Raw genomic sequence first — 23,901 nt, forward strand, 5'->3', positions numbered from 1 at the left:
AGCTTGCGCGCGGCCGCATCCGGGTCTGCATAGGGTCGTTCTGCGGTGTGCTTCATCGTCGTGTCCCATTGGCCGCCTGCGCGGCGGTGAAGTGTGCGCGGTGCTGGTAGCTCTCCGCCGGTTTCCAGCTGTCGAATGTGGTGCCGCAGACGCAGCGCATCAGCGTGCTCCGTATCTCGCTATCGAGCTTCTCGCCCCGCGCCCGCTTGGCCGCAACCTCGGCCCGCCAGTCGCGATCGCGGCGCCATTCGGCGAAGGCATTGTCGGGGGTGCTCGGCTGTAGCTCCGACCATGCAGTCTCGAAAGCCTCGCGCGCGGCTTCGAAGGTGGCGGCTATGCCACTCCGCCATGTGCCTGGCTCCATGCCAGGATAGAAGCCGACCGACCATTCTCATTGATCGGCATGCACAGGCACGCCGGCGCGCACGCTGATGGTCCCGACGCACACATCGGTGAAGTAGATACGCCAGGTCTCCTGGTGCGGGTTGTCGCTGCGCCGGCGGGTGAGGGCGATCATGCATCAAGAATAGGAGCGAGCCAGTCGCGGAACCAGCCGCTGGATTTTGAGCCTGCTCTGGTCTCAGGGCTCTATCTATTGGTCAACGCTTAAGCGCTTCGTGCTGCCAGATCTCCACCTCGTCATCGTGGCGGTGCGTCGCGCTGCGGTGATCGCGCCAGCGCGCGCCGCTCGCGCCCCTCGGCCCATGCAGTAACCGTCGCCTGCGCCCAGGCAAGGACGGCGAGATCACGGCCTCGGGCCCGCACTCCTCCAGCCGATCGGACAGCAACAGCACGTCAGCGTAGGCGACGCTCGCCATGTTCGCGCGCGATAGCAAGATACGGCGACGGCAACGCGAGGCTTGATGAGTCGTACCTATACTGGGCGCGCGCGCCTTAGGGACGGCTGAGGGCCGCTCCGCAGTGGTTCAGTCCGGCTATCGGAATTGTGGCGCCGCGGTTCAGTGGAACCGAATCGATCGAGCCGTGTTTCAGTAGACTGTGTCCCAACCCACACTGGGGCTGGGATAGGATTCGTATGGAAACCTCAAACCGCTTCGAAGCCGCACAAACTAGCGACGGCCGCTACCAGCTCCTCGTCGAGGCGATCACTGATTACGCGATCTACATGTTGGATCGCGGGGGTCGCGTGACCAGTTGGAACCCTGGCGCCAGGCGCTTCAAGGGCTATGAGGCGGATGAGATTATCGGTCGCCATTTCTCGACCTTTTACACCGACGCTGAGCGGTCGCAGAACGTCCCTGCTCAGGCGCTGGCGGAGGCCGAGCGCACCGGCCGCTTCGAGCGCGAAGGCTGGCGCGTCCGCAAAGACGGCACGCACTTCTGGGCCCATGTTGTCATCGACGCGATCCGCTCGCCTGCGGGGGCCCTTGTCGGCTTCGCCAAAATCACCCGCGACTTGACCGAGCGAAGGGCCGCCGAGACAAAACTGCGCGAAAGCGAAGAACAGTTCCGATTGCTGGTTCAAAGTGTTACCGACTACGCCATCTATATGCTGGATGCCGGCGGCCACGTGGCAAGCTGGAACGCCGGTGCGCAGCACATCAAGGGCTATGCCCCTGAAGAGATCATTGGCCGGCACTTCTCCGACTTCTACACGGAAGCCGACCGTGCCGCCGGGCTTCCGCGTATCGGCCTGGAGACGGCAACCCGAAACGGACGCTGGGAGAACGAAGGTCAACGGGTCCGAAAGGACGGCACTGCGTTCTGGGCACACGTCGTGATCGACGCCATCCGGGACGACGCCGGCAAGCTTCTCGGCTTCGCCAAGGTGACACGGGATATCACCGAACGCCGCGAGGCGGAAGCGGCACTCCAAGCGGCGCAGGCGACAATGATCCGTTCGCAGAAGCTGGAGGCGATCGGGCAACTCACCGGCGGCGTCGCCCACGACTTCAACAACTTGCTGCAGGTCATCAGCGGAAACCTGCAACTGCTGAGCAAAGATATCGCGGGCAATGCCCGGGCCGAGATGCGGGTCCAAAGCGCCCTCGGGGGTGTTGCCCGCGGTTCAAAACTTGCCTCACAATTGCTCGCCTTCGCGAGGCGACAGCCGCTGGAGCCGAGAGTGGTGAACGCCGGCCGTCTGCTCAGAGGCATGGATGAGATGCTTCGTCGCGCCTTGGGTGGGGAGATCGAAGTCGAGACGGTGGTTGCAGGTGGGCTATGGAATAGCCTCGTCGACCCGGATCAACTGGAGAATGCGGTTTTGAACCTCGCGATCAACGCTCGCGACGCGATGAACGGCGAAGGCCGGCTGACGATTGAAGCAAGCAATGCCTTCCTCGACGACGAATATGTCCGCCAGCATGACGAGTTGTCTGCGGGGCAATACGTGATGATCGCGGTGACCGATACGGGCACCGGCATTCCGCCTGACATCCTAGAACGGGTCTATGAGCCATTCTTCACAACCAAGGCGGAGGACAAGGGCACGGGACTGGGCCTCGCCATGGTTTACGGCTTCCTCAAGCAGTCCGGCGGACACATCAAAATCTACAGCGAAGTAGGTGCCGGAACCACTGTGAAGCTGTACTTCCCGCGAGAGGTGGCCAGCGAAGACACTTTGGTCGGGGCTACGTCCGACGAGATTAGAGGCGGAGAGGAAACCATCCTCGTGGTTGAGGATGACGATGAGGTTCGCTAGGTCGCGGTCTCGATGCTCACCGAGCTAGGGTACCGCGTGGTCAAGGCGCGAGATGCGGCGAGCGCTCTCGTCGTCGTCGACAGCGGCATTCCGATAGACCTTATCTTCACCGACGTCATGATGCCTGGCAGCCTGCGTAGCCCGGACTTGGCGCGAAAAGCCAAGGAACGTTTGCCCAATGTCGCCGTGCTTTTCACATCCGGCTATACTCAGAACGCCATCGTGCATGGCGGGCGGCTTGATCCCGGAGTGGAGCTCCTGGCCAAGCCATACACGCGGGAGTCACTCGCGCGGAAAATCAGACACGTGTTGGCCAATCAAGCTCAAAGGCGCGTCGCTCAGGGATCGCAACACTCGGCCAACTAAAAGACTTTCAAGGACGCGACCGTGTTGCTCGTCGAGGACGACGACCTCATCCGCTTCACCACGATGGAGATGCTGAGCGATATCGGATGCAAGGTAACAGAGGCAGGCACGGCTCAAGAGGCCCTGAAGATCCTGGATGAGCAGCCCGTGGACATCTTACTCACGGATGTCGGCCTCCCTGGGGTTTCCGGTCTGCAGCTCGCAAGGGACGTCTACGCGCGCCGGCCCGATCTTAGCCTAATTCTCGCGACAGGTGACAGCGGAGTGAAATCTGAAGCCGCGCGACTGGGCGCGATACTCATCGTGAAGCCCTACACACCGGCGTCTCTTCGCCAGGGTTTGGAACATGCGATGAAGAAGCGTCGCTGAATAGATGGGGTCTCACTGGGTGAAATATGGCTTTCAACGTTGACCCCACATGATAGTCGAGGTCCGCGCTCATTCTGGCCGGGGTCAGCCTTTGCGCCGAATGGGAGCGAACGCCGCGCCGAATTACAGAAAGGCCGGCGCAATGTCCGCTGATTGGCCCATCAGCGAAGTGACGACACCTTTCAACGAGGTCCGCTTGGTGGGGTGGAGCGGACTGATTTTGCTCACTCCGAGTTCTTCGCATTTTGACCCAAATGTATGGTCCGGCCGTGCGTAGCAAGAGGTTCATCGATCAGGTGGTGAGTGGTCTTGCATCAATGTATCCGGCCTTTGATTGGAGCATTCGCTCCGGGCCATCATGGATATCAGCGCGCGTGCGTTCTCATTAGCGGACAGGCCTCGATTGGGCCATTTGGGTCACCAGTGTTCGCATGCGCCGGGAAGACCGGACCTCCATCTCGTCTCATCCTCTCGCAGACCTCGGCTGGAACCTGTTGATGGGGTTACGTCATCGCATGCTCCTCCTACCTCGTAGTTCCTGTGTTCGAGCCAGGGGCCGTTCCTTCGTCCCGGCCCGCAGGACGTGCGTCGCGTCGCGCGCACGGGCGGTCAAGGCCGGCCGTTGCGCTTGGCTTGCGGCTGGCTCCGGCGTTGCCAGGCCGCGCCTTGACCGCGCCGAGCACGGCGCGAGGATCAAGCGGGTCGGACGCCTGCATCGTTGGTCCTTGTCAGCTCGAAGGCGCGTCCTTTAGCCAGCACCGCCCAGGCGATGCGGGCAAGCTTGTTGGCGAGTGCGATCGCCAGCACGTTGTGGTGCAATCGCTTCTTGGCGGCTTCGATCCAAGATCTGAGTCCGTAACGTTCCCAGTTCTTGATCCTGACCAGCACAACCCATGCCGCCTGCACGAACAGAACGCGCAGGTAGCGATTGCCGCGCCTTGAGATTTTGCCGAGGATCGTGCGGTCTCCCGTCGAGATCTGCTTGGGCACCAGTCCGAGCCAGGCGCCGAAGTCACGGCCTTTGGAGAAGACGTCTCCAGTGCCGATCGCGGCCACCATGGCGCTCGAAATGATCGGCCCGATGCCAGGCACCGTCATCAGGCGCGAACATGCCTGATCTTGACGGGCCAGTGCTTCGATCTCGCCGGAGAGGCTATCGATGCGCTGATCCAGCCGGCGCCAGTCGCCCGCCAACTCCTCGATGACACGCAACATGCGTGGCGACAGGGCATCGGTGCGCGTCGCAAGGATGCTGGGCAGTTCTGTGCGCAGGAAGCCGATACCCTGGCGCACCGCGATCCCGCGTTCCAGCATGAAGGCGCGAATCTGGTTGATGATGCCGGTGCGTTGCGACACCAGCCGCTCGCGCACCCGATGCAGCGCCTGCAGATCCAGTTGCTCCACTGTCTTGGTCGCCACGAACTTCATCGTTGGGCGCTGCACGGCTTCGGCAATCGCTTCGGCATCGTTGAAGTCGTTCTTCTGTCCCTTGCTATAAGGGCGGACATATTTGGCCGGCATCAGCCTGGCATCGTGACCAAGCGATGCGAGTTTGCGGCTCAAATGATGTGCGCCGACGCAGGCTTCCATGCCGATCAGGCAAGGCGGCATATTGGCGAGCCGCGCCTCCACTTGGCCATGCGACCACTTTTGCCGCAGCACGATGGCGCCGCGCGCATCGTGGCCCACGACATGGAACGAGTTTTTGCCGATATCGATGCCGATCACGGCGATCGCGGTATTGAGTGTCTGGGACATGGCGTGCTCCTTGTCTTGGCGCCCCTGGCCAGCTTATCGCTGGCGGGGCAGGAGCACGGCCGGACCATCCCATTAGCCGACGTAGGGCAGGAACGCGCTGAAGTCGACTTCTGACCCGAACGCTCATCACCCTTCCGGCACGCCAGCGAGGCGCAGGCCTTCACAGATGCGCTCGAGCCCAGCAAGGAAAATTGGATTGTCGCTTTGTTGAGCAGCGAGCAAGCGACGGATGGTGAAACCTGAGTTGAGCGCAAGTCCCGATCTTGCAGCAGCTCGCGCCTCGTCGAGCGCGCCGGTCAGGCTCAACGCAGCGGCGAGCAACACATGAGCGAGAGGAAAGTTGCGGTTCGCCTCAGTGCTTCGTCGTAGCCAACTGACGGCTTCGACGTCCGAACCAAGCTGTAGCTTGGCCACACACACAAAACACGTCCACTGGTAGGCTTCAACGTCGCGAGGGGAGAGACGTAAAGCCTCGAGTATATGGCCTTCGGTCTCGGCAGCGCGCCCCATATAGAATTTGGCAAAACCAAGGGCAGCATGTCTTTCGGCCATTCGCTAAGGTCGACCGGCTTTGATCCGCCGACCGTGCCGCTCTCAACGCAACTGCTACGCTACGCAATACACAGAGCATGAGCGGGTAGTGGTCGCGCAATCAACGACGCGAGCCGCCTCAGATTTTGAGCGATGGCAGCCAGAACAAACTCGTCCTGGGCGCCCCGTGGGCCGCGCAGTCGAAGTCGGCCGAGCCTCAGGATGCGCTTCAGGTGAGCGAACCGCATCTCAATCTTCTTCCGCTCACGTCGCGACTGCTAAAAGCCCTCGGTCCCAGCGAAGGACCGTGCAACGTCTCGGGCGTGTTCATGGATGTCGCGCGGGATCTTGCGTGAGGGCTCCTTTGGGCAGCACTGCGGTTTGAGGGGGCATACATCGCAGTCGAGCTTGCTTGCGCGGTACAGAAGCGTCTTGCCCTCGTATACTGTGCCGCTCGTCCCGAGCCGCTTTCCGCCTGGGCAGAGGTAGACGTCGCCGGCCGGGTCATATCGAAAGTCGGTGCGCGAGAAGGTGCCATCCTCTCGCTTTGACTTGTCGATGACCGGAATGTGTGGCGCGATGTCCTTCTCGACCAGCCAGTTCAGCATCGGAGCGGATCCATAAGCGGTATCGGCCGCGAGCCGCTCCGGTTTGAGGCCAAAACGCTCCTCTGTTCGTTCGATCATTGTCTTTGCGGTACCGACTTCCGCGCCGTGTGATCGGGCTGAAGCGAGAGTTGGCTCAGCCGTGATAGTTGGAGGGTGACATGACGGCATTGGCTACCCGTATGTTTCCCAGGGCATCGGTCCTGGCGATTGCTGACTTCCAGACGCTCGTATCGCTCGCGCTGTTCTGCTTCGGCGGCCTGCTCGTGTCAGTGAGCATCATCGTCGCCGACAAGTACATACCGGGCGAGTGGTTCTGAACCATCGCCTTGATGATGGCGATACCGACGGTGCGTACGATCGTACTTGCCGCATCTCTGATGATGGTCGGTGCGTTGGTGCTGTCGCTCAGCCGGTTGTCGAGGATCAATATGCCGACCTGCAGAAGAAGTTTGCCGACGCCTACAATCGCAAAGACGTCGATGCCATGGCTGCAGCGTTCACCGAGGATACCATCAGAGTAACGCCGAGCGGGATCTTCGTAGGCCGAGAAGCGATTCGCCGTAACCTGCAGGATGTCCTCAACCTTGACCTGCACGACTACTCCGTAGAGCGCAACGTATCCCGATCTTTCGGCAACTTCGTCTTCAATGCTGGCGAGTGGCAGGCCAAGTTCGGCGATCAACCGCAACACGGCTACTATACCGCTATCGTGGTGCGAGAAGGTGACCGAGCAAAGATCATGGAAAAGACAGTGACCGTAGCTGCACCAGGGCAGTGACGGGCTTCGCCAAGCGGCGAGGCCGCATGAATCCCATTAGATTAATGGCGTGAATGGTGACGCTGACGTCAACCGCATTGGTCTGCGCTCTGTACGTGCACGATTAAGAGCCTTTCCGAGAGTTGGTTGCGGGTCAGGCGACATTGGAGCGCATTGCCACAGCGATGCTTTCGGCACGATTGGCTTTGAAGGCAGAGTACGGAAGGCTACACAGGCCGTGCTGGCAGCTGTGCGTGACGATGCGGTCTGTCGCCGGCTGATGACAGTGCCAGGCGTTGGTCCCCTAGTGGCTATTACCTACAAATCGGCGACTGATGATCCTCATCGCATCGCGAAATCGAAGGCGGCAATTGCGTGCGCCGCCGCTCGACTTTGCCGCGCGTGAAGTTCTTATCGCGATTATTGACTGCTTTGGATTTGCTGCCGCCGATGGCAACGCTGGCTGTCGCGAGCAAGCCCATCTTGCGGCACACCTCGACGAAGCGCGCGCCGACCTTTTTGATGCCGGGACCATTGTCCTTGCGGAAATCGGCAATCGTTTTGTGATCGGGCGCAAGCCTGGCGAGCAGCCACATCACTTCGACGTTGCGGCCAGCTTCACGCTCAAGCCGGCGGCTCGAATGGACACGGTTGAGATAACCGTAAATGTAGAGCCCTAAGAGCGCGGCCGGATGATACGACGCCCTACCTGTGCCGGCAGGCTCAACGCCACCGAACCCAAGTTCAGCCAGATCGAGGCCTGCAACGAAGGCGTCGATCACGCGAACCGGATTGTCATCTGCAACCCAGTCGAGGCGAGACAGCAAACAGAGCAACGATGACCAACAACAATTTGGCGCTTTGCAAGATTGTCTCCCTTAATTGATGATACCGAACGGTTAGATGATCGCCTAACTAGCCGTTCGTCAATCATTTGGAGGGCCCGCCTCTGGCCTCTTCCATTCCGCGACGACGACCATGGCGACGGCGATGGTCGTGCCATCATCAGGGTTCGGGGGCGGCGATGTCATGATGACTTATCCTCGTCGAGATCCACGTCTCCTATGTGCGGCCCGCTGACGCCATTACGTTCATCTCTCGCGATGTGCTGCCCGATTGCCCTGGCCAACGCCAACCATTGTTCACGGTGGCTAAGATGATCAAGACTACGCGGGTCGCTCGGCGGTACGTTGCTGCTGATGGCGATCATGGGGTCGCCCTTTCGTTTCAGCGTCGGCCTGACCTCCTCGAAGCATGCTGGGTGCCACTTGCCATGGACAGACTCTCCCTTCTTGTAGGAGACCGTAATGCTGATCACATCCGCGTCTTGCACTCGGCAGTGCGTGCAGGTGAATAGCGGAACCTTTCTCATACTCTCACTCCGCCGAAGCCTCAACTTTGGTGGCGGACACGAGCGAACTTTCGCTCGCGGAACGTGGCCCCAGCGCCGGGGATAGGGGGCTGTTTGTACGCCGGGGCCAGCGTTCCCCGCCGTCGGATCGTGCTATTGGAGATAGAACATCCTGGGCGGAAACCCCACTGATGGTGCAGACATCGCGCTCCTGGACAAGTGCAGTTTGTGCCAAGCGATGTCGCGCTCACGGAAAGCCGTGTGCCGATGGTGAATTCACTGGAACCGGCGAAATTCGTAGGTCGGGAAAAATGGCGCGCTGGAAGCAGGAGTGGACCGCCGAGGAAATCGAAAAGCCTAGGACGGCGGGCACGACGCCGCTAAGTTCACTTTCGTATCGAACGGGCGCGGCTCTAGGTCTCTGTGGTTCTTATGGCGCACGAAATTGATTGCGCCCGGCCGCAAGATCGACGGCACACGCGTCCTGATGGAGCCAACGGAATTGGGAAGAATCGAGCTTTCGCCAATGTGTGCACCGCCGAAAACCGCCAGCGGGCGGGATAACCCAATCCGGCGCGCGCCCAGTACATGGGTCGTGCGTTGAACGCGGTTATTCGATCTGATCGGTGAAACGGCGCCAAAATAAAGAAGCCCTCAATTGGCGGCCTCTTCGTATGCGCCGGTTCAGCGGGCGGGCTTCTCATTGGCCTTAAAATTGAACGCCGCCAGGCTCAAAATACATTGTCCTGGCGGCGCTTATTTCGCTGGCCTCAAATCCCAGTCCGCCAGTTTAGCGGGCCGAATATGAAGGGCGCCTGAACCAACTCACGTATCTCTGGGGAACAGTGGCATTTCGCGCCCCCGCGCTCATTGGCGATCCTGGAGAGCCGTCAGGATGAGATATCGCCACGAATGCGCGGCCTGATTGCTGGCTTGTACGAAGACTGGATATCTCTCGATGAACGGGTCGAGAGCCTTTCCGGCGAGATTGACCAGATCGGTGAGAAGGAAACTGACTGCCGTCGCCTCATGAGCATTCCGGGCGTCGGCCCTCTGATCTCGACCGCCGTGGTCGCCGCCATTGGTACCGGCGAGACTTCGGCGCATGGCTGGTCTTGTGCCAAAGGTGCCGCAGCTTGGTTTGCCCGGATGGCAAAAGCAATTCGCGCCGTGATGTCCGGCCGGCCGCTTGCCTCAATACTTCTTCACTGCGGCACCGAACGCCAGCCACAGCCCCATCGATGCGAGCCCGAAGCCGCCCAGCAGCAAGAAGGTCGAGCCGTAGCCGATCCACTGCGCGATCCAGCCGCCAAGCGCGGGGCTCAGGCTTGCGCCGACGCCCTGCAAGGTGATGACGGCGCCCTGGCCGAGATTGATGCGGCCGGTGCCGTCAAGCGAGCGCGCCACCATTGGAGGAACACGCCGACGAACGGTCCGATGCCCGACTGCATGTCGGCCATGAAGAAGTTGACTGCGTAGAGGGGCCAGAGGCGGGGAGGGGAGCGCGATGCCATCGAGACGCTGAACGACTTCCGACAGAATGTGGTCCCGTACACGCAGGGCTGACAAGCTGCGATGACATGACCAGCCAATTGGCGCGGGGGTGGACCAGAGGATAACATGGGCCAAACGCGGTGGTTCCTCCGCCTCTGCGATGGGATGGTTACGGCGTCATCTCGTGGGTGCCCCCTTGCTTCTCCTGGATCATGGCCATGCCTCTCTGGACCTGCGAAACCTGCGGCGCCCGATTTCAGACAGCGGAAATCCACCTGTCTCGTGCCTGATCTGCGAGGACGAGGGGCAATATGTGAATTGGAAGGGAAAGAGCCGGAGATCGGCCGCTGGGGTAAACGCCAGCGACGTAGGCGTCAGAGAGTCGATACCGGCCCGCGTCCGCAGCTCAGTTGGTAGCAGCGCCGCTGTGACATGGCGGAGGTCGGCCGTTCAGAACCCGTCCGGACGCACCACCCAATTCGCACTTTTAGCTCAGGGGTAAGCTTTGGGCTACGACGCGTTATGTCGCTACAGCTAAAGCCCTGCCGTCACAGATTGTTGCTCAGGATACCTTCACCTACACAACGGTTGATGGTCATGGCGGTAGCGACACCTCCACCCTGACGTTTTCCGTTTTTGATCCTTCCTTCACCTATAAAGCCGGCTCAAACACCATCTTGTGGGGCGATAACGGGAAGAGCGCGCTCGACGGATCTGCAGGCCATGCTGTTGCATATAGCGGCAAAGGCACTGACGTGCTGATCGGCGGTAAAGGCGACATCCTGGCTGGAGGCAAGGGGCCCGATCAATTTGTTTTCCGGCCTGAGTCTGGTGCCAACACCATTCTCGACTTCGATGTGAAGAACGATCATCTGCAGTTCGACGACTCCATTTTCAATTCGGTTAAGAGCATCTTGGATCATACGACCAACACGGCCTTACTCCTACCGCTCGAACGCCGGCCGCACTCGCTTCTTCTTCGGAGTGAACGTGGGGCCTAATCGAAAGGTCGGGATATGGAAACGACCAATCGAATATCGGACCACATCGACCATAAGACTGCCCGCTCGATCTGTGACGAGGTGGGTGACAGATTGCAACAGAATTTATCTCTCGAAGCCTCGCCTCTGCCGCCCTATCTCGAACGTCTAGTCGATGAGTTGCTCAAACAGGAGCGTCCTCCAATTGATGGCGTCGCAGCGCCCGCTAACCGTTTCCTTCATGCGACGCGGCGGGTAGCCGCGGCCGTCCGTCTGAGCGCGTAAAGAAGAAGCCGTCGCCGTTCCAAACCGGCGTCGGCTTTTCCGCTAATGAGGCATTCCAGGCCCCGGCCGCGCCGGACGCCATGAGGACGTGCTTGTTCAGTGAACGGGTCAAGCCGCGTTTCCCCTGTTGGCACATCAGCGAAGTAGCCGCGCACCTCGTTGAGGTCCGCTCAGTAAGGCATGGCGGGCTAGATTTGCTTACGTTGAGTTCTTCGCATTTTGACCCAACTCGGACTCCGCCTAATAATTCGCGTTAGTTTACGCGGCGCGTTCCTCCTTGTCTGACTGCCCCTCGACAGTGGTCGTGGTTTCTTCCAACCCCTTTTCGTAATTGCCCGCGAACCTCTTGATGCTGTTGGCCCACATCCTCAGCATTGAGACCTGAAAGTGCATAATCGGCTTCAAGGCATTCATGCCGATTGTTGTCACTGCGGTGATGCCCCGTTGTGAGTCGCGCGCGAAGCGGTTTGCATTAGCGGTCTTGTCTGCCATGCTGTTCGCTCCTTCGCTCTGGTGTTATGGCCTAAAGCTACGTGTCAGGTTGTGCACTGCGTGATGCTGAAAACTCGGCCAAAACTTGATCTGCCGCGAGTCTCGCACATCGGTCGTCATGCAATTCGTCGAGTTTTCTCAAATAGGCGACTGCCGCTATTTGCAAGAGATCGAAATCATCTTCGCCGGTATCGCGAAGATGGGCGACGTAGCGATAGAGGGCGGAACACCTGTCGTCGTTCTCGCTGATGCCGCTGTGGAGCAGCAAGTAGTTCCGCCACGCGAACGCGCACGCACCATCTACGGCCTGAGATGTCATGGGCGTATCCCAAAGTCAGAGAAAGACTGACGATCCCTTTCGTTCCGCGAATCTCGCAGATGTAACGTTGTTCCGTAGTTGCGCCGCAAGATGGACTACACGCGGGCGATGTCGATCGCTGCACATAACGGTCAATGCGATTGGCTGTTCGAAAAGCGTCGAGCTCGGGCGCGCCGCTGGGGCGTAGCGGACGAGATTTGCTCACGCTGAGTTCTTCGCCTTTTGACCCTGGCTGTGTGAAAACGCCGTGCCCTGTTAGGATTCTCTCGTGATTCTGCGGGAGGAATCGATGAGGCGCTTCGTTGAAGAGGCGGATCGTGGGCAATGGAAGAGGCCGGACGCAATGTCGAGGTGATGTGGCTGTTGGGTCGGCTTGCTCCAGATCACAAGACGATCGCGGACTTCCGCAAGGACAACGGCTTGGCGCTGCGCAAGGTCTGCGCGCGCTTCGTCGAGCTTTGCCGTGAGATGGGCCTTCTCGCCACGGCGAGCGTCGCCATCGATGGCAGCAAGTTCAAGGCCGTCAACAACCGGGACAAGAACTTTACGCGGGCAAAGGTGGAGCGGCGGCGTGCCCAGTTGGGGAGAGTGTGGCGCGATATTTGAGCCAGCTCGACACGGCCGATCGGCAAGAGCCGACGGAGGCGCTGGCTGCAAAGGTGTCGAGGCTTAAGGAGAAGCTGACGAAGCTGAAGGACGAAATGGGCAAGCTTGCCGTCTACGAGAAGCAGATGCGCGCTTCGCCTGACCAGCAAATCTCGCTGACCGATTCCGACGGCCGTTCGATGGCGACGAGCGGCCGCGGCTCCGAACGCGTCCTAAGGAAGGTCGGTCGGGGCTGGACTCGACTTTTGACGCGGCGCAGATGACGCGTAAATCATTGATTCCAATAAGCTTTATTTATTCGCATAACCTTCATTATGGAATATCTACCTTGACGGAAGCGGTGTTGACGCTGACTTCAGGGTTGCCTGACATCAGGCTGACCTACGGTTAGTTAAGCCTGCTGCCGATTGTGAAATAGATCATACTCCGAGCCGGAGATGCTGCGCTACGATCATCGCACCGGGGCTGGCTGCATATTTCACTTAGACCTTTTTCACCCGGCTTTTTTTGACAATGAGGCCGCAGCAGCCCCCTGCTGCGGCCTTCGTCCACGGCGCTTAGCGCGATCAATTTGGCTGCCGTACTTTTTTACCAATGAGTTCGGCGGCTGTTGCCATTGGAGAAGGTATTGTGCCCAAACAAAATTGCCTGATCGTTCGTGTTGCGGGAAGACAACTGGACCTGCTGCGAGGCGAAGCCTCCCGCATCGCGAAAGGCCACAACGTCGATTGGTGGATCGATCGCGCGGAGGTCGGCACTCGCTTCTGCTTCGAGGATATAAAGGCAAAACAGTCATTCGCTCTCGCTTGTGACAACTTCGGTATTCCCTGCCAAGACGCCTAGCCTGCATGCAGGCTAGGCAAAGCTAGCGCCTCGGCATTCTGACAAGCCGGCCTGCCAACGTGGACCGCAGGTCTCACCCGACACTAACGCCATCGGCGCAAGCTGCGCGCGGGGTGGGCTGTGTGGGCTCAGCCAACCCTAGGGGGCCCTTCCGTCAGCTCAGAACGATAGTCGTGGTAGCGCGCCTGAATCGGGCGCGAGATCAGAACCAGCTGCGCTATTTGGTGACGCCAGCAATCAGCAGCCTTCCCGGATTCGAGACATACGAAGTCCTCTCCGGAAATACCGCTGTTTCCGACGATCGGAGTGCTGCAAATGTGTGCTGGCGAAGTTGCTTTTGGGGGCGCGGTGTTTGCAGAGCCGACTCAATCGGCTTTGAACACGACGCCGATGCGAGTATCACTGGACCAAACGAGACGACAATCTCTGATGATACGATCTCTTTTCAACATCATCTTGAATGTGGCAGGCATGTGCAGCTTCGTCGATAACTCGATCCCAGCACCGTCCTCAGAGATATTGAACACGCGGTAACGTCGGCTGCCGCCATCTCCAAAAATGTAGGCGACTAAGTCGACCTCCGAACGATCGATCTTCCGGCGATCCGACATGATTATCCTTGAGTTGACGCGGCTGTCTCGGGTCCTTCATTAGCAGAAGCTATTTCAAGCAGTCTAAACAGCCTCGCGATCCGTGTTGCCAGACCCGACCGCTCTTTGACTAGCTCTCTCTCATAGTCGGATACCTCGTGTCCGTCTCGCTCAAGGACCGCGATCAGGATTGTTTGGCTCTGAACATAGGTCACCTTGTCAGCGATCTCTCGCGTCAAAACAGCCAGCTCGTCATCATATCTGATGTCACGGCGATCTCCTTGGTCGGACTGATCACGCGCAGAAAGGCGCTATTTTGCATGCCCAATACTTACAGGTCGTTACACGGACACCTTGGACCGCTTGTATCTTGGGTCTACGTTACACGAGCCCCTGGATTTGCAAGCGCGAGTCAGCCGACGTTCACGGCTGCTCCTGAACTTATCGTTTACGATCTTGATGTACGATGACGCTCCGCAGCGCTTTTGCTGGCATGAATCGATGTCCAACAATCGACAAGAGATCCGCCCGTGGTCGCCCGAAGAAGAAGCGCAACTGCTTGCCCTACACGATGAGGGCATGACTGCGACCGAGCTCGGCGAGCGCTTGGGTCGCAGTCGCCAGGCCGTCAAGGTCGGTTACAACGTTTCCGCAAGCAGCGAGGCCGAGTAAGCCGCATCAACGGACGCGCCTTTGCGCAATGGATCGGTTAGCCGAGAGTCCTCCCCCGCCCTCCCCATCTGCGCGTCCTTGATTGCAGCCGCAACGCGAGGTGACGCCCTCCTGCTGGACACAGGTGCTAACACTTCCATCCGGCGAGCGCCTGTACGACTGCCCAACCCGTAAGCGGTGGTTTGGCGAGATGCCGGCTGCCATAATTGCCTCAACGCGGCGTCTTTTGCAGGAACGCAAAAAGCGGCAGCGCGGTGGAAAGGGGCCGAACCGAGGCTCCGAAAAGCTCGACGATTTGGTCCGCAGAGACGACGTAATGCTTTTCCAGATGCGGGCGAGGCCGAGCGTCATTCTCAGACATTGCAGCAAAAATTTATTGTAACCAGGCATCAGTCGAATTTCGCTATTCCAGTTTAAAACAGCAGATTAAACTGCGCGGTCCTCCTAAAACAATAAGCCCTGCCTCCGGCAGCATACGACTTGGTGAAAGCGCCGGCGAAGACTTTGGCCTCTGCAAGCGCGAGCGCGTCATTCCCGCCGAAGGCGTACTCGATGTACCGGCGCGAATTATCATCTGCTGGGCCGTTCCGACACCATCTAAAACCCTCGCCAGCTCGAGCAAGTAGTCTTCGCGCTTCTCCATGAAGGTGTCGGATCAATGACCGGCTTTCAACGATTTTGCAGTGTCCAGATGCTTTTGCAATGTATCTATCTGGCCGGAAGCATATTCTCCGGCCGCATCCTTGCTATTCGACGCCTTCTTGTACTCGGCGATATCCCTCTGGTGGTCTGCGACCATGTGGGACGCGAACATCTTGTCGAAGCCTTCACCGGACATTTTTGACATCTTGTCATGGTCGGCTTTTTGCTTCGAATTCGGCCCGCTTGGTGGGTTCATTCCCACCGGCCGACGGAGGCGTGGCAAACGGCACGTATTATCCGCCGCCGCTGATCAAGCGGCAATGACCACGCACTGAGCGGCCCATGGACGCCGCCGCCGTTGCAAGGGGTATGTCGCCTTCTGTGCAGGTTTTCGGATGCTGGCCCCATGATGGTGGCGCGGCGCACACGGGGGCCGGCGTTCGCAAACCTCCAAGGGAGGAAACCGCGGGAGGGGCATGTGGGTGGCGCGGCGTGCGCTATGGGGATTCGAGTGCCGCGAATGAGGTGTGTGAATGGAGACGAGTGGCTCCAGCAAGCCGTCCGAGGGTGAAACGGCCGCTGGATGAGCGGCGGGCGGCGTCGAACGCTGTGATGTGTCGGACGATTTGAGGCGATAGCTGGATATCTGAGCGCGCTCTGCCGTGGCCGATCGAGAGGCAGCGAGCGGGACGATCAGATTTGCGGGATTGTGACGCGGTCATGAGGTGTCGACCCTGATGACGATCGGTGAAGCTGTCGGCCGATACCGAGGCGTGGCACCGCGCTCGAAGACCTCGATGATGATCATGCGACCGCCGCAGCACCGACAAGTCGGCTTGCTGGGATCGACAGCGACACTGGCAGGCTCACCTTCAGGGTTTGCAACAGCGAGCAGCTCACGGGCGCGTGTGATGTTGTCAGCGCGGGTGCCGCTGGCGAGCAGGCGCCCTACCGCGCGAGCGGTTTAGTCCTTTGACCCGAATCGGACTGTCCTCCCGATACCCGATAAGAGTTGCGCAAGCGCGCCTGTCGCAGTTCGTTCGTGCTGGCGCGCAGGGCTCGCGCGGAGTATTTCTGTATGTACAATGCGCAACAATCCCATCATTGTGCAAAAATACGGCGGCACCTGTCTTGAAACGCCGGCAAAAATCCGCGCGGTCGCGAGCGGTCTCGCCGACCTGCGCAGGCGTGGTTATCGGGTCGTAGCGATCGTTTCAGCGATCGGCAAGACCACCGACGAACTTGTTAAGCTGGCCTATCAAGTAAGCCCGCATCCCAATCGCCGTGAACTTGATATGTTGCTAACCACCGGTGAGCGCATTTAATGAGCATGGCGCTGTCCGATCTCGGCGCACCGGCGATTAGTTTCACCGGCAGTCAAGCCGGAGTGATGACCGACGACTCGCACTCTTCCGCGCGCATTTTGGATGTGCGGCCGATTCGCGTGCGCGAGGAGCTCGACCGCGGACGCATCGTGGTTTTGGCCGGCTTTCAGGGCGTGAATCCGGCGACCAAAGAAATTACCACGCTGGGCCGAGGCGGCAGCGACACCACCGCGGTGGCCATGGCAGCTGCGCTAAAAGCCGAATGTTGTCAGATCATCAAAGAGGTCGATTGATCGCGCCGATGATTCGCCCGTCAATGTCGCGCAATGGCGCGACATTGACGCGCATCACCCATCGACGTCCATCGGGATTGCGCACCACGGCTTCGGCGCCCTCGAAGCTCTCCCCCGCCCGCACGGCGCGCGCCATCGGCGTTTCATGCGGCGGAATCAAAAGACCTTCCAGGGTTCGGAACCTTGCTGCGTCGCAGATTCATCAATCGCGCTTCTTGGGAAGCGCCGGGGAATTCAAAAAGATGGTTGGCATGGACCATTTCGGCGGACGAGCCTAGCAGAATGCGGATCCTGTTCGCGACACCCGAAGTTTCAGATTTCATCCAAGTTGGCGGCCTTGCGGCGGTATCGGCGGCTCTTCCTCGTGCCTTGCAGGACTTTGCGGACGTCCGCGTCATCATCCCGGGGTACCCCTCTGTTCTCAGCGGTCTGCACGACCTTAGAACCGTGGGACGATGCGAACCGTTTGCGGCCTTGCCCGGGTTTGCGATCGATTTGGGGCACACCGCCGACGGATTGACTTACTACGTCGTACGCTGTCCGGAGCTCTACGAGCGGGACGGCACGCCCTACGCCGACGCCGGCGGGGCCGATTGGAGCGATAACAACATCAGGTTCGCGACGTTTTCTTACGGAGCCGCCCAACTTGCCAGAGGGCTGGTCGACAAGGATTGGTCGGCCGACCTGGTCCATGCCAATGACTGGCAATGCGCGCTCATCCCCGGCTATCTGCAATGGCACTACGCGCACGTGCCGACCGTCTTTACGATCCACAATCTGGCCTATCAGGGCGTCTTTGACCGCAGCTCGCTTGCCCCTCTCGGCATTCCTGAGACGAGCTTCAAGGTTGCGTCGAGTTCTACAATCGACTGTCATTCATCAAAGCTGGCTTGGTCTACGCCTCTCACTTGACGACGGTTAGCCAGACCTATGCCCGCGAAATCACAACCGCCGAGTTCGGGTGCGGGCTCGAAGGTCTGTTGAAGCCGCGGGCCGACCGGAATCAACTTTCAGGCATCTTGAACGGGATCGACGAAAGCTGGGATCCGCGGACCTGCTCCTCGCTGCTCCAACCATTCGGAGCGGGCGATTGGGCCGAACGCTCGCTGAACGCCGAGGACGTCAGAGATCAATTCGGCCTCGCCGTATCAAGAGGCCCGCTGTTCGCGCTCGTCGCGCGTCTGGTTCATCAAAAGGGCGTCGATCTCGTGATCGAGAGCGCTCAGACGATTGTGGATGCCGGTGGCCAGAATCGTCGTCACTGGCAAGGGCGAGGCCCAGTTCGAGGCGGCTTTGCTCCAAGCGCAGGCGCGCGCGCCACATTCGATCGCAGTGAAGATCGGCTTTGACGATGCCGAAGCCCGCAAGATATTCGCCGGCAGCGACTTCACGCTCATGCCGTCGCGCTTTGAACCTTGCGGACTGAGCCAGATGTATGCCCAGCGCTTCGGCTCTTTGCCGATCGGCCATCGCACCGGTGGCCTTGCCGAAACCATCGTCGACGGGGAGACGGGCTTCCTGTTCGACCGGGCGTCGGCACTCGGCTTTCTCGGAAGTCTTTGCCGGGCCTTCTCGACTTTTGGCATGAAGGACCGTCTGGATCACATGCGCCGCTCGGCCATGTCTCAGGCCTTCAGCTGGGGCGCCTCGGCCAGGTCATACGCGGCTCTCTACAGGTCATCAATCTAGACCAGAAGACGGGAAGCGACCGATGAAGATCAGCCAAATCGCTCCTCTGGCCGTCAGCTGGCGTTGAACGCACTCGACGCCGACCTGACGTCTTCCCGCATTGTGCGGAACGGAACTATCGGGGAGCGGTTACCAAGACAGACAGGGAGTCGCCGTTATGCGTCGCTCGAAGCTCCAGCCGATCCGCAACAAGATTGACCTCGCCGATCGTATCCAAATGCGCCTCATCAAGAAGCGCCTGAAACTATCCGACGCGGAGCTGACTGCGATCGTCGGCCGGATCGGCAATTCGCTCTCCGCGATCAGCAAGGAGGCGGCGCTGCAAAGGGCATCGACCGTGCTGGCGGCACCAACTGAAGTGCCGCCCGCGGCTGTGATTGCTTCCAGAACGGGCGGCGAACAAGCCACAATCGAATCCGAGGCTGGAGCGCCCGCTTCTTAACGGGGTCGTCTTTGGGGGGACAATGGATCAACCGGCACATTCAGACGACGCTCTGACGCGGGCAGCCGCCAGTCTGCGCCGCTCCCGGATCACCGAGGGCAAACCTTTTCCGCTCGGCGCAACCTGGGACGGACTCGGCGTCAACTTCGCGCTGTTCTCGGCCCATGCCACCAAGGTCGACCTTTGCCTGTTCGACGACACCGGCGAAACCGAGATCGAGCGGATCGAGCTTCCTGAGTATACCGACGAAGTCTGGCATGGCTACCTGCCCGCGGCCCGTCCCGGCACCGTCTATGGCTACCGCGTGCACGGTCCTTATGAGCCCGACGCGGGACACCGGTTCAATCCCAACAAGCTGGTGCTCGATCCTTATGCAAAGCAATTGGTCGGACAACTGCGTTGGGGCCCGGAACTTTTCGGCTATCAGCTCGATCACGCCGACAAGGACCTGTCTTACGATGAGCGCGACAGCGCGCCCTCGATGCAGAAATGCCGCGTCATCGACCCGGCATTCACCTGGGGCTCAGCGCGCAAGCCCGAAACGCCGTGGGAGCGGACGATCGTCTATGAGATGCATGTCAAGGGTTTCACGCAGCAGCATCCGCTCGTGCCCGAGGCAGACCGCGGCACCTTTTCCGGGCTCTCACATTCGGAGGTGCCCTCCTATTTGCGATCGCTCGGTATCACCAGCACGGAATTGTTGCCCATTCATGGCTTTGTGGACGACAGCTACCTCGTCGAGAAAGGCCTGAGGAACTATTGGGGCTACAACTCCATCGGCTTCTTCGCGCCGGAGCCGCGCTATCTGAAGACGCCGTTCGCAAACGAATTCAAGGCCATGGTCAACCAGTTCCATGCTCATGGCATCGAGGTTATTCTCGACGTCGTTTACAATCACACAGCCGAAGGAAACGAGCTCGGCCCCACGTTGTCTTTCAAGGGCATCGACAACGTCAGCTATTATCGTCTGCTACCGGACAAGAAGCGCTACTACATCAACGACACCGGCACCGGCAACACGGTCAACCTCTCGCACCCGCGTGTACTTCAGCTGGTCGCAGATTCCCTGCGTTACTGGGCCACCGAGATGCGGGTCGACGGTTTTCGTTTCGACCTTGCGACCATCCTGGCGCGAGAACCATACGGCTTCGACGAGGGCGGTGGATTTCTAGATGCCTGCCGCCAGGATCCTGTGCTCTCGAGCGTCAAGCTGATCGCCGAGCCGTGGGACATCGGACCGGGCGGTTATCAGGTCGGCCAGTTTCCCCCAGGATGGGCGGAGTGGAACGACAAGTTCCGAAACACCGCACGCGCCTTCTGGAAAGGCGATCCAGGCACTCTCGCCGACTTCGCCAAACGTATTTCGGGATCTGGCGACCTCTTCAACAAACGCGGCCGCCGGCCGTGGGCCAGCGTCAACTTCGTGACCGCCCATGACGGCTTCAATCTCAACGACCTCGTCTCGTATAACGACAAGCACAACGAGGCGAATGGCGAGGACAACCGCGACGGCCACAGCAACAATCATGCTTGGAATTGCGGCACCGAGGGGCCGACGGACGATCCCGACATTATCGCGCTACGCGAGCGTCAGAAGCGCAATCTGATGGCCACGATGCTTCTCTCCCACGGCACCCCGATGCTGCTCGCGGGCGATGAATTCGGACACAGCCAGCACGGCAACAACAACGCCTATGCGCAGGACAATGAAACGACATGGCTCGACTGGATGGGCATCACCGCGAACGGTCGAAGTCTGCGGGAGTTCACACGAAAGCTGATTACCACGCGCAAGGCATTTCCAATTCTCTACCGAAGCCGCTTTCTGGTCGGCTCCCACAATGAAGAGCTGGACGTCAAGGACGTCACCTGGCTCTCGCCGTCGGGGGCGGAAATGACCAACGAGCAATGGCAGGACGGAAACGCCAAATGCTTCGGGATGCTGCTCGACGGGCGCGCGCAGGAGACGGGGATCAAGCGTCGCGGCTCGGATGCGACCATGCTGCTGATCTACAACGCGCACCATGACGTCGTGAACTTCATATTGCCGGCCGTCGCCGATGGACGAAACTGGCTGGGCCTGATCGATACCAATCAGCCCGAGGCGCAGATGCCAACCTTCAAACTTGGGCACACGTATGCTGTGACCGGGCGGTCCCTGGTTGTCTTCGGCCTGGCAACCGAGAACATTGCGACGCGACGTTTGCGGCAAGGGCTTGGAGCACTGCTGGACGTCGCGGAGGCCCCCCTGCCGGACTGACGTTGGAGCGTCGCAGGCCACCCGGGTTTGTGGGGCCTCGCCCTTCGATCGGCAACGACCTGAATTGCGATGTTCCACGCTCCTCACCCATGTGCGCTAGGAACGACGTGCGGCCTGACGAATTGGCTGGGGATCAGGCGGAGAAGCGGATATGGGCAATAGCGGCGTTGGCATGTTACTGGGCGACGTCTCGGTGACTGCGCTTTGGATGTGGTTCATCGGAGCGTTCATTCTGGGCGGCGTGATATTGTATGGCGTCTTGAGAGCGGGCCGGCTGCGCCGGAGCGAGCGTGCCCAGCTCGACAGGAACACCGAGGCAGCACAACACCGCGACGATCCGCAGAAGCGAGCGGCTCGCTAGGCTCTTTCGATCCAAGCGCTCGGTCGTTTGCTGCGGATGCGCCGAGCGGACAGGCCCGGAACCATGCGCTTCCGGCTACGATAACGTCAGTTGGCTGGAAATCCACCGCCGAGGCGCACCAAGATGTCTTGGGGGTGCAGATAGAGGTGACCCTTAACCGGTTCGGCACCCCACAAGGTCTCACCTTCAACCAGCGGGGGCCACAGCACAGCTTGCTCGGCGAAGTTCGCGACGATTTGCAGGATGTGCCCCCGAGCCTATACCACTGGACATTGAGACCGCAGGCGCTCCCTTCTCGCGCATTGAGCAGTTCGGCTCGTGCCCGCACGACGCCCTCCTTGAGGAGGGGCACGATGTTCGCGCGTCGTATATCCAGAAGATCCCGCGTCAGCGCACGAAATCGACGGCTCATTTCGGACCGGTCTAGCGCCGGCCAGTCCAGTTTGGACGCCAAGAGTGTTTTGGGGCCGCATGGGTCCGGAATCCGGTCGCGCATTTCTGGTGCCGCGAATGCCGCGAAATGCGCGAATTCCTTGCGCCGGCCTTCGCGGGTGAGAACGGCAGCCTCGCCCGTCCAGTCGGCAAAGAACAGGAAGGGCGTCTCGGCCGCGGCCTCCTCGCCCATAAACAGCATCGGAATATGCGGACTGAGAAGCAGAAGGGCCATGGCTTGCTCAAGCTTCTCGCGGCTGACAAGCTTTGCCAATCGTTCGCCGAGCGCCCTGTTGCCCACCTGATCGTGATTCTGCGCGAAGAAGATGGTCGCCTCGGGCGGCAGATGAGCGCTCGGCTCGCCTCGCGGCCTGTCGTGCAACGGAAACACTTCGCCCTGATACGCAAACCCTTCCGTGAGTGACCTAGCCAGATGCTGAAGCGGTTGGTCGGCAAAGGCGCGGTAATATCCCTCGTTTCCCCGGTCAGCAGGACGTGGAGCGCGTTGTGGAAGTCATCTCCCCACTGCGCATCATAGAGGGTGGCGCGGCCGTCTTGGCGCTCGAGCAGGTGCGCTTCATTGGCCTCGTTTTCGAGCATCAGATGAACCTGGCGGCCGTTGACCTGTTCTCGAACGCTTTCCGCAAGTTCGACCAGGAAATGCCGTTCGGAACCGTCTTTCAACGCATGCACGGCATCGAAGCGCAATCCATCGAATCCGTAGTCGCGCAACCACATCAGGGCATTGTCGATCAGGAATTGACGCACAAATGCGCAGTGCTCGCCCTCAAGGTTGACCGCAGGACCCCAGCCGGTTGTGTGTCGATCGGAAAAGAAGTTTTGCGCATAGCTGTGCAGATAATTGAGCTGCGGCCCGAAATGATTATAGACCACGTCGAGATAAACCATCATGTCGCGCTGGTGAGCGGCTCGCAGTAGCCGCTTGAGATCTTCAGGACGCCCGTAGCGCGCATTGGGAGCATTGAGCAGGACGCCGTCATAACCCCAATTGTACCGGCCGGGGACATCATTGATCGGCATCAGCTCGATGGCAGTGATGCCGAGATCACGAAGGTAGTCGAGCCTTTTCTCCACTCCCGTGTACGTTCCTTCGTCGGAGAACGTACCAACATGCAATTCGTAGATGACCGCCTCTGACCAAGGCCGCCCGAGATAGGGATCGCCATCCCGCAAAGCGGCAATGTTGATGACCTCACTCGGTTTGTCGACATCATCGGGCTGAAAGAAGGACGCGGGGTCGGGAACCACGAGTTCGTCATTGATCCGGTATTGGTAGCGCGTTCCGGCATGAGCGGTGGGGCTCCAAGCTTGATACCAACCCTCCGCGTCGCGGGGCATTCGCCGCGGCGCCTGGCCGTTCTCGAGCAGCTCGACCGAGCCCGCGGATGGCGCCCAGAGATTGAAGGTCACACCGTGCCCGGTGATATGAGCCCCGTGCCGCCGCGGCTGCCCCGCGGCTCCAAGCTTCTCGATCAAGCTTTCCTCGCTGGCTTCTTGGTGGCGGATTTCTTTCTGCCGGCGACACGCATGTTGTCGACCAAGTTGGGGTAAGGACGCCCGGCGCGCTTTGCGGATCGCTTGGCAGACGCCTTTTCGGAAGGCGAGAGCCGCTTTGATTTCGTGGCGGTCCTCCTGCGGGGATTTGGCTTCTTCCAGGGCGGTCGGGCGGCCATCGCGGTCGGTTCTCTGGTGGATTGGTGACGGTTGGCGCGGCGACTCGATCACCCGATACCAGCCGGATGCCATCTTC

19 protein-coding genes and 11 pseudogenes are annotated in these 23,901 nt (G+C 60.0%); 15 read left to right on the plus strand and 15 right to left on the minus strand.

Translation table 11 applies throughout. The features are described 5' to 3' along the window. Positions 1–52: 52 nt before the first annotated feature. Positions 53–364, minus strand: coding sequence for a hypothetical protein (locus AC0L3X_RS26510; RefSeq protein ID WP_231145612.1), 312 nt, complete (start codon positions 362–364; stop codon positions 53–55). Between the two features lie 235 nt (positions 365–599). Then, a complete protein-coding gene (locus tag AC0L3X_RS26515; RefSeq protein WP_231145613.1) occupies positions 600–818 on the minus strand; it encodes a hypothetical protein in 219 nt (72 codons plus the stop codon). Between the two features lie 218 nt (positions 819–1,036). Here AC0L3X_RS26515 and AC0L3X_RS26520 point away from each other — a divergent pair. Further along, positions 1,037–3,400 (plus strand): annotated as a pseudogene (locus AC0L3X_RS26520) (hybrid sensor histidine kinase/response regulator). A gap of 693 nt (positions 3,401–4,093) precedes the next feature. Here the strand turns inward: AC0L3X_RS26520 and AC0L3X_RS26525 are convergent. The 3 genes and pseudogenes from AC0L3X_RS26525 to AC0L3X_RS26535 form a co-directional block, all read right to left on the minus strand. Next, entirely contained in the window at positions 4,094–5,158 is a 1,065-nt protein-coding gene (locus tag AC0L3X_RS26525) for an IS110 family RNA-guided transposase (protein ID WP_028152229.1), read from the minus strand. 126 nt (positions 5,159–5,284) lie between these two features. Beyond that, a pseudogene (locus tag AC0L3X_RS26530) lies at positions 5,285–5,707 on the minus strand (tetratricopeptide repeat protein); the annotation flags it as partial. 62 nt (positions 5,708–5,769) lie between these two features. After that, positions 5,770–6,399, minus strand: a pseudogene (locus AC0L3X_RS26535) (transposase); the annotation flags it as partial. A gap of 56 nt (positions 6,400–6,455) precedes the next feature. Here AC0L3X_RS26535 and AC0L3X_RS26540 point away from each other — a divergent pair. From AC0L3X_RS26540 to AC0L3X_RS26550, 3 genes and pseudogenes are all read left to right on the plus strand, one after another. Further along, the gene (locus AC0L3X_RS26540) at positions 6,456–6,614 is read left to right on the plus strand and encodes a hypothetical protein (protein ID WP_187387704.1); all 159 of its coding nucleotides are present in this window, start codon (positions 6,456–6,458) and stop codon (positions 6,612–6,614) included. A 167-nt stretch (positions 6,615–6,781) separates the two neighbouring features. Beyond that, positions 6,782–7,075: a Cif family virulence factor gene (locus tag AC0L3X_RS26545; RefSeq protein WP_354100387.1), complete on the plus strand. Its 294-nt coding sequence runs from the start codon at positions 6,782–6,784 to the stop codon at positions 7,073–7,075. 116 nt (positions 7,076–7,191) lie between these two features. After that, positions 7,192–7,418, plus strand: a pseudogene (locus AC0L3X_RS26550) (IS110 family transposase); the annotation flags it as partial. On the opposite strand, the pseudogene AC0L3X_RS26555 reads toward AC0L3X_RS26550, so the two are convergent. From AC0L3X_RS26555 to AC0L3X_RS26565, 3 genes and pseudogenes are all read right to left on the minus strand, one after another. Further along, a pseudogene (locus AC0L3X_RS26555) lies at positions 7,405–7,866 on the minus strand (transposase); the annotation flags it as partial. The pseudogenes AC0L3X_RS26550 and AC0L3X_RS26555 overlap by 14 nt on opposite strands. A 215-nt stretch (positions 7,867–8,081) precedes the next feature. Beyond that, positions 8,082–8,426, minus strand: a complete 345-nt coding sequence (locus AC0L3X_RS26560) for a hypothetical protein (RefSeq protein WP_144030596.1) — start codon at positions 8,424–8,426, stop codon at positions 8,082–8,084. Between the two features lie 1,173 nt (positions 8,427–9,599). Beyond that, positions 9,600–9,824, minus strand: a pseudogene (locus tag AC0L3X_RS26565) (MFS transporter); the annotation flags it as partial. A 293-nt stretch (positions 9,825–10,117) separates the two neighbouring features. Between AC0L3X_RS26565 and AC0L3X_RS26570 the strand changes: the two are divergent. Both AC0L3X_RS26570 and AC0L3X_RS26575 read left to right on the plus strand, forming a co-directional pair. Next, positions 10,118–10,233, plus strand: a pseudogene (locus AC0L3X_RS26570) (MBL fold metallo-hydrolase); the annotation flags it as partial. 343 nt (positions 10,234–10,576) lie between these two features. Beyond that, positions 10,577–10,900 (plus strand): hypothetical protein, encoded by a 324-nt coding sequence (locus AC0L3X_RS26575; protein WP_085400065.1) that lies wholly within the window; start codon positions 10,577–10,579, stop codon positions 10,898–10,900. Between the two features lie 522 nt (positions 10,901–11,422). Here AC0L3X_RS26575 and AC0L3X_RS26580 read toward each other — a convergent pair. Both AC0L3X_RS26580 and AC0L3X_RS26585 read right to left on the minus strand, forming a co-directional pair. After that, positions 11,423–11,656: a hypothetical protein gene (locus AC0L3X_RS26580; protein WP_162478990.1), complete on the minus strand. Its 234-nt coding sequence runs from the start codon at positions 11,654–11,656 to the stop codon at positions 11,423–11,425. Between the two features lie 37 nt (positions 11,657–11,693). Continuing rightward, positions 11,694–11,975, minus strand: a complete 282-nt coding sequence (locus AC0L3X_RS26585) for a hypothetical protein (protein ID WP_082757289.1) — start codon at positions 11,973–11,975, stop codon at positions 11,694–11,696. Between the two features lie 330 nt (positions 11,976–12,305). Between AC0L3X_RS26585 and AC0L3X_RS26590 the strand changes: the two are divergent. Both AC0L3X_RS26590 and AC0L3X_RS26595 read left to right on the plus strand, forming a co-directional pair. Further along, positions 12,306–12,793, plus strand: a pseudogene (locus tag AC0L3X_RS26590) (transposase); the annotation flags it as partial. Positions 12,794–13,211: 418 nt separating this feature from the next. Further along, positions 13,212–13,424: a hypothetical protein gene (locus AC0L3X_RS26595; protein ID WP_085400157.1), complete on the plus strand. Its 213-nt coding sequence runs from the start codon at positions 13,212–13,214 to the stop codon at positions 13,422–13,424. Between the two features lie 365 nt (positions 13,425–13,789). Here AC0L3X_RS26595 and AC0L3X_RS26600 read toward each other — a convergent pair whose 3' ends face one another. Beyond that, on the minus strand, positions 13,790–14,035 hold the full coding sequence (locus AC0L3X_RS26600; RefSeq protein WP_085400069.1) for a PilZ domain-containing protein: 246 nt from the start codon (positions 14,033–14,035) through the stop codon (positions 13,790–13,792). 480 nt (positions 14,036–14,515) lie between these two features. On the opposite strand from AC0L3X_RS26600, the gene AC0L3X_RS26605 reads away from it, so the two are divergent. Further along, positions 14,516–14,686: a hypothetical protein gene (locus AC0L3X_RS26605; RefSeq protein ID WP_354098503.1), complete on the plus strand. Its 171-nt coding sequence runs from the start codon at positions 14,516–14,518 to the stop codon at positions 14,684–14,686. Between the two features lie 655 nt (positions 14,687–15,341). Here AC0L3X_RS26605 and AC0L3X_RS26610 read toward each other — a convergent pair. Next, positions 15,342–15,611 carry a DUF4142 domain-containing protein gene (locus tag AC0L3X_RS26610; protein WP_354098504.1) on the minus strand — a complete coding sequence of 90 codons (270 nt, stop codon included), beginning with the start codon at positions 15,609–15,611 and terminating at the stop codon, positions 15,342–15,344. 435 nt (positions 15,612–16,046) lie between these two features. After that, positions 16,047–16,271 (minus strand): annotated as a pseudogene (locus AC0L3X_RS26615) (IS91 family transposase); the annotation flags it as partial. 142 nt (positions 16,272–16,413) lie between these two features. Between AC0L3X_RS26615 and AC0L3X_RS26620 the strand changes: the two are divergent. Further along, positions 16,414–16,946 (plus strand): annotated as a pseudogene (locus AC0L3X_RS26620) (amino acid kinase family protein). Here the strand turns inward: AC0L3X_RS26620 and AC0L3X_RS26625 are convergent. After that, positions 16,930–17,106 carry a PAS domain-containing protein gene (locus AC0L3X_RS26625; RefSeq protein ID WP_354098505.1) on the minus strand — a complete coding sequence of 59 codons (177 nt, stop codon included), beginning with the start codon at positions 17,104–17,106 and terminating at the stop codon, positions 16,930–16,932. The pseudogene AC0L3X_RS26620 and the gene AC0L3X_RS26625 sit on opposite strands and share 17 nt — an antisense overlap. A gap of 122 nt (positions 17,107–17,228) precedes the next feature. Between AC0L3X_RS26625 and AC0L3X_RS26630 the strand changes: the two are divergent. The 5 genes and pseudogenes from AC0L3X_RS26630 to AC0L3X_RS26650 all read left to right on the plus strand — a co-directional run bounded on the left by AC0L3X_RS26630 (position 17,229) and on the right by AC0L3X_RS26650 (position 21,698). Continuing rightward, positions 17,229–18,295: pseudogene (locus AC0L3X_RS26630) on the plus strand (glycogen/starch synthase). Further along, a complete protein-coding gene (locus AC0L3X_RS26635) occupies positions 18,177–18,635 on the plus strand; it encodes a glycosyltransferase (protein ID WP_354100365.1) in 459 nt (152 codons plus the stop codon). Before AC0L3X_RS26630 ends, AC0L3X_RS26635 begins: the two are co-directional and overlap by 119 nt. Positions 18,636–18,792: 157 nt before the next feature. Next, positions 18,793–19,077, plus strand: a complete 285-nt coding sequence (locus AC0L3X_RS26640) for a DUF3606 domain-containing protein (RefSeq protein ID WP_085400081.1) — start codon at positions 18,793–18,795, stop codon at positions 19,075–19,077. A 22-nt stretch (positions 19,078–19,099) separates the two neighbouring features. Beyond that, entirely contained in the window at positions 19,100–21,337 is a 2,238-nt protein-coding gene (gene glgX / locus AC0L3X_RS26645; RefSeq protein ID WP_354100367.1) for a glycogen debranching protein GlgX, read from the plus strand. Positions 21,338–21,488: 151 nt separating this feature from the next. Then, positions 21,489–21,698 carry a hypothetical protein gene (locus AC0L3X_RS26650; protein WP_354098507.1) on the plus strand — a complete coding sequence of 70 codons (210 nt, stop codon included), beginning with the start codon at positions 21,489–21,491 and terminating at the stop codon, positions 21,696–21,698. 423 nt (positions 21,699–22,121) lie between these two features. Here AC0L3X_RS26650 and AC0L3X_RS26655 read toward each other — a convergent pair whose 3' ends face one another. Then, positions 22,122–23,897, minus strand: a complete 1,776-nt coding sequence (locus AC0L3X_RS26655; RefSeq protein WP_473316985.1) for an alpha-amylase family glycosyl hydrolase — start codon at positions 23,895–23,897, stop codon at positions 22,122–22,124. Between the last annotated feature and the right edge of the window lie 4 nt (positions 23,898–23,901).

The sequence above is a fragment of the Bradyrhizobium sp. MI1.7 genome (genome assembly GCF_055811795.1).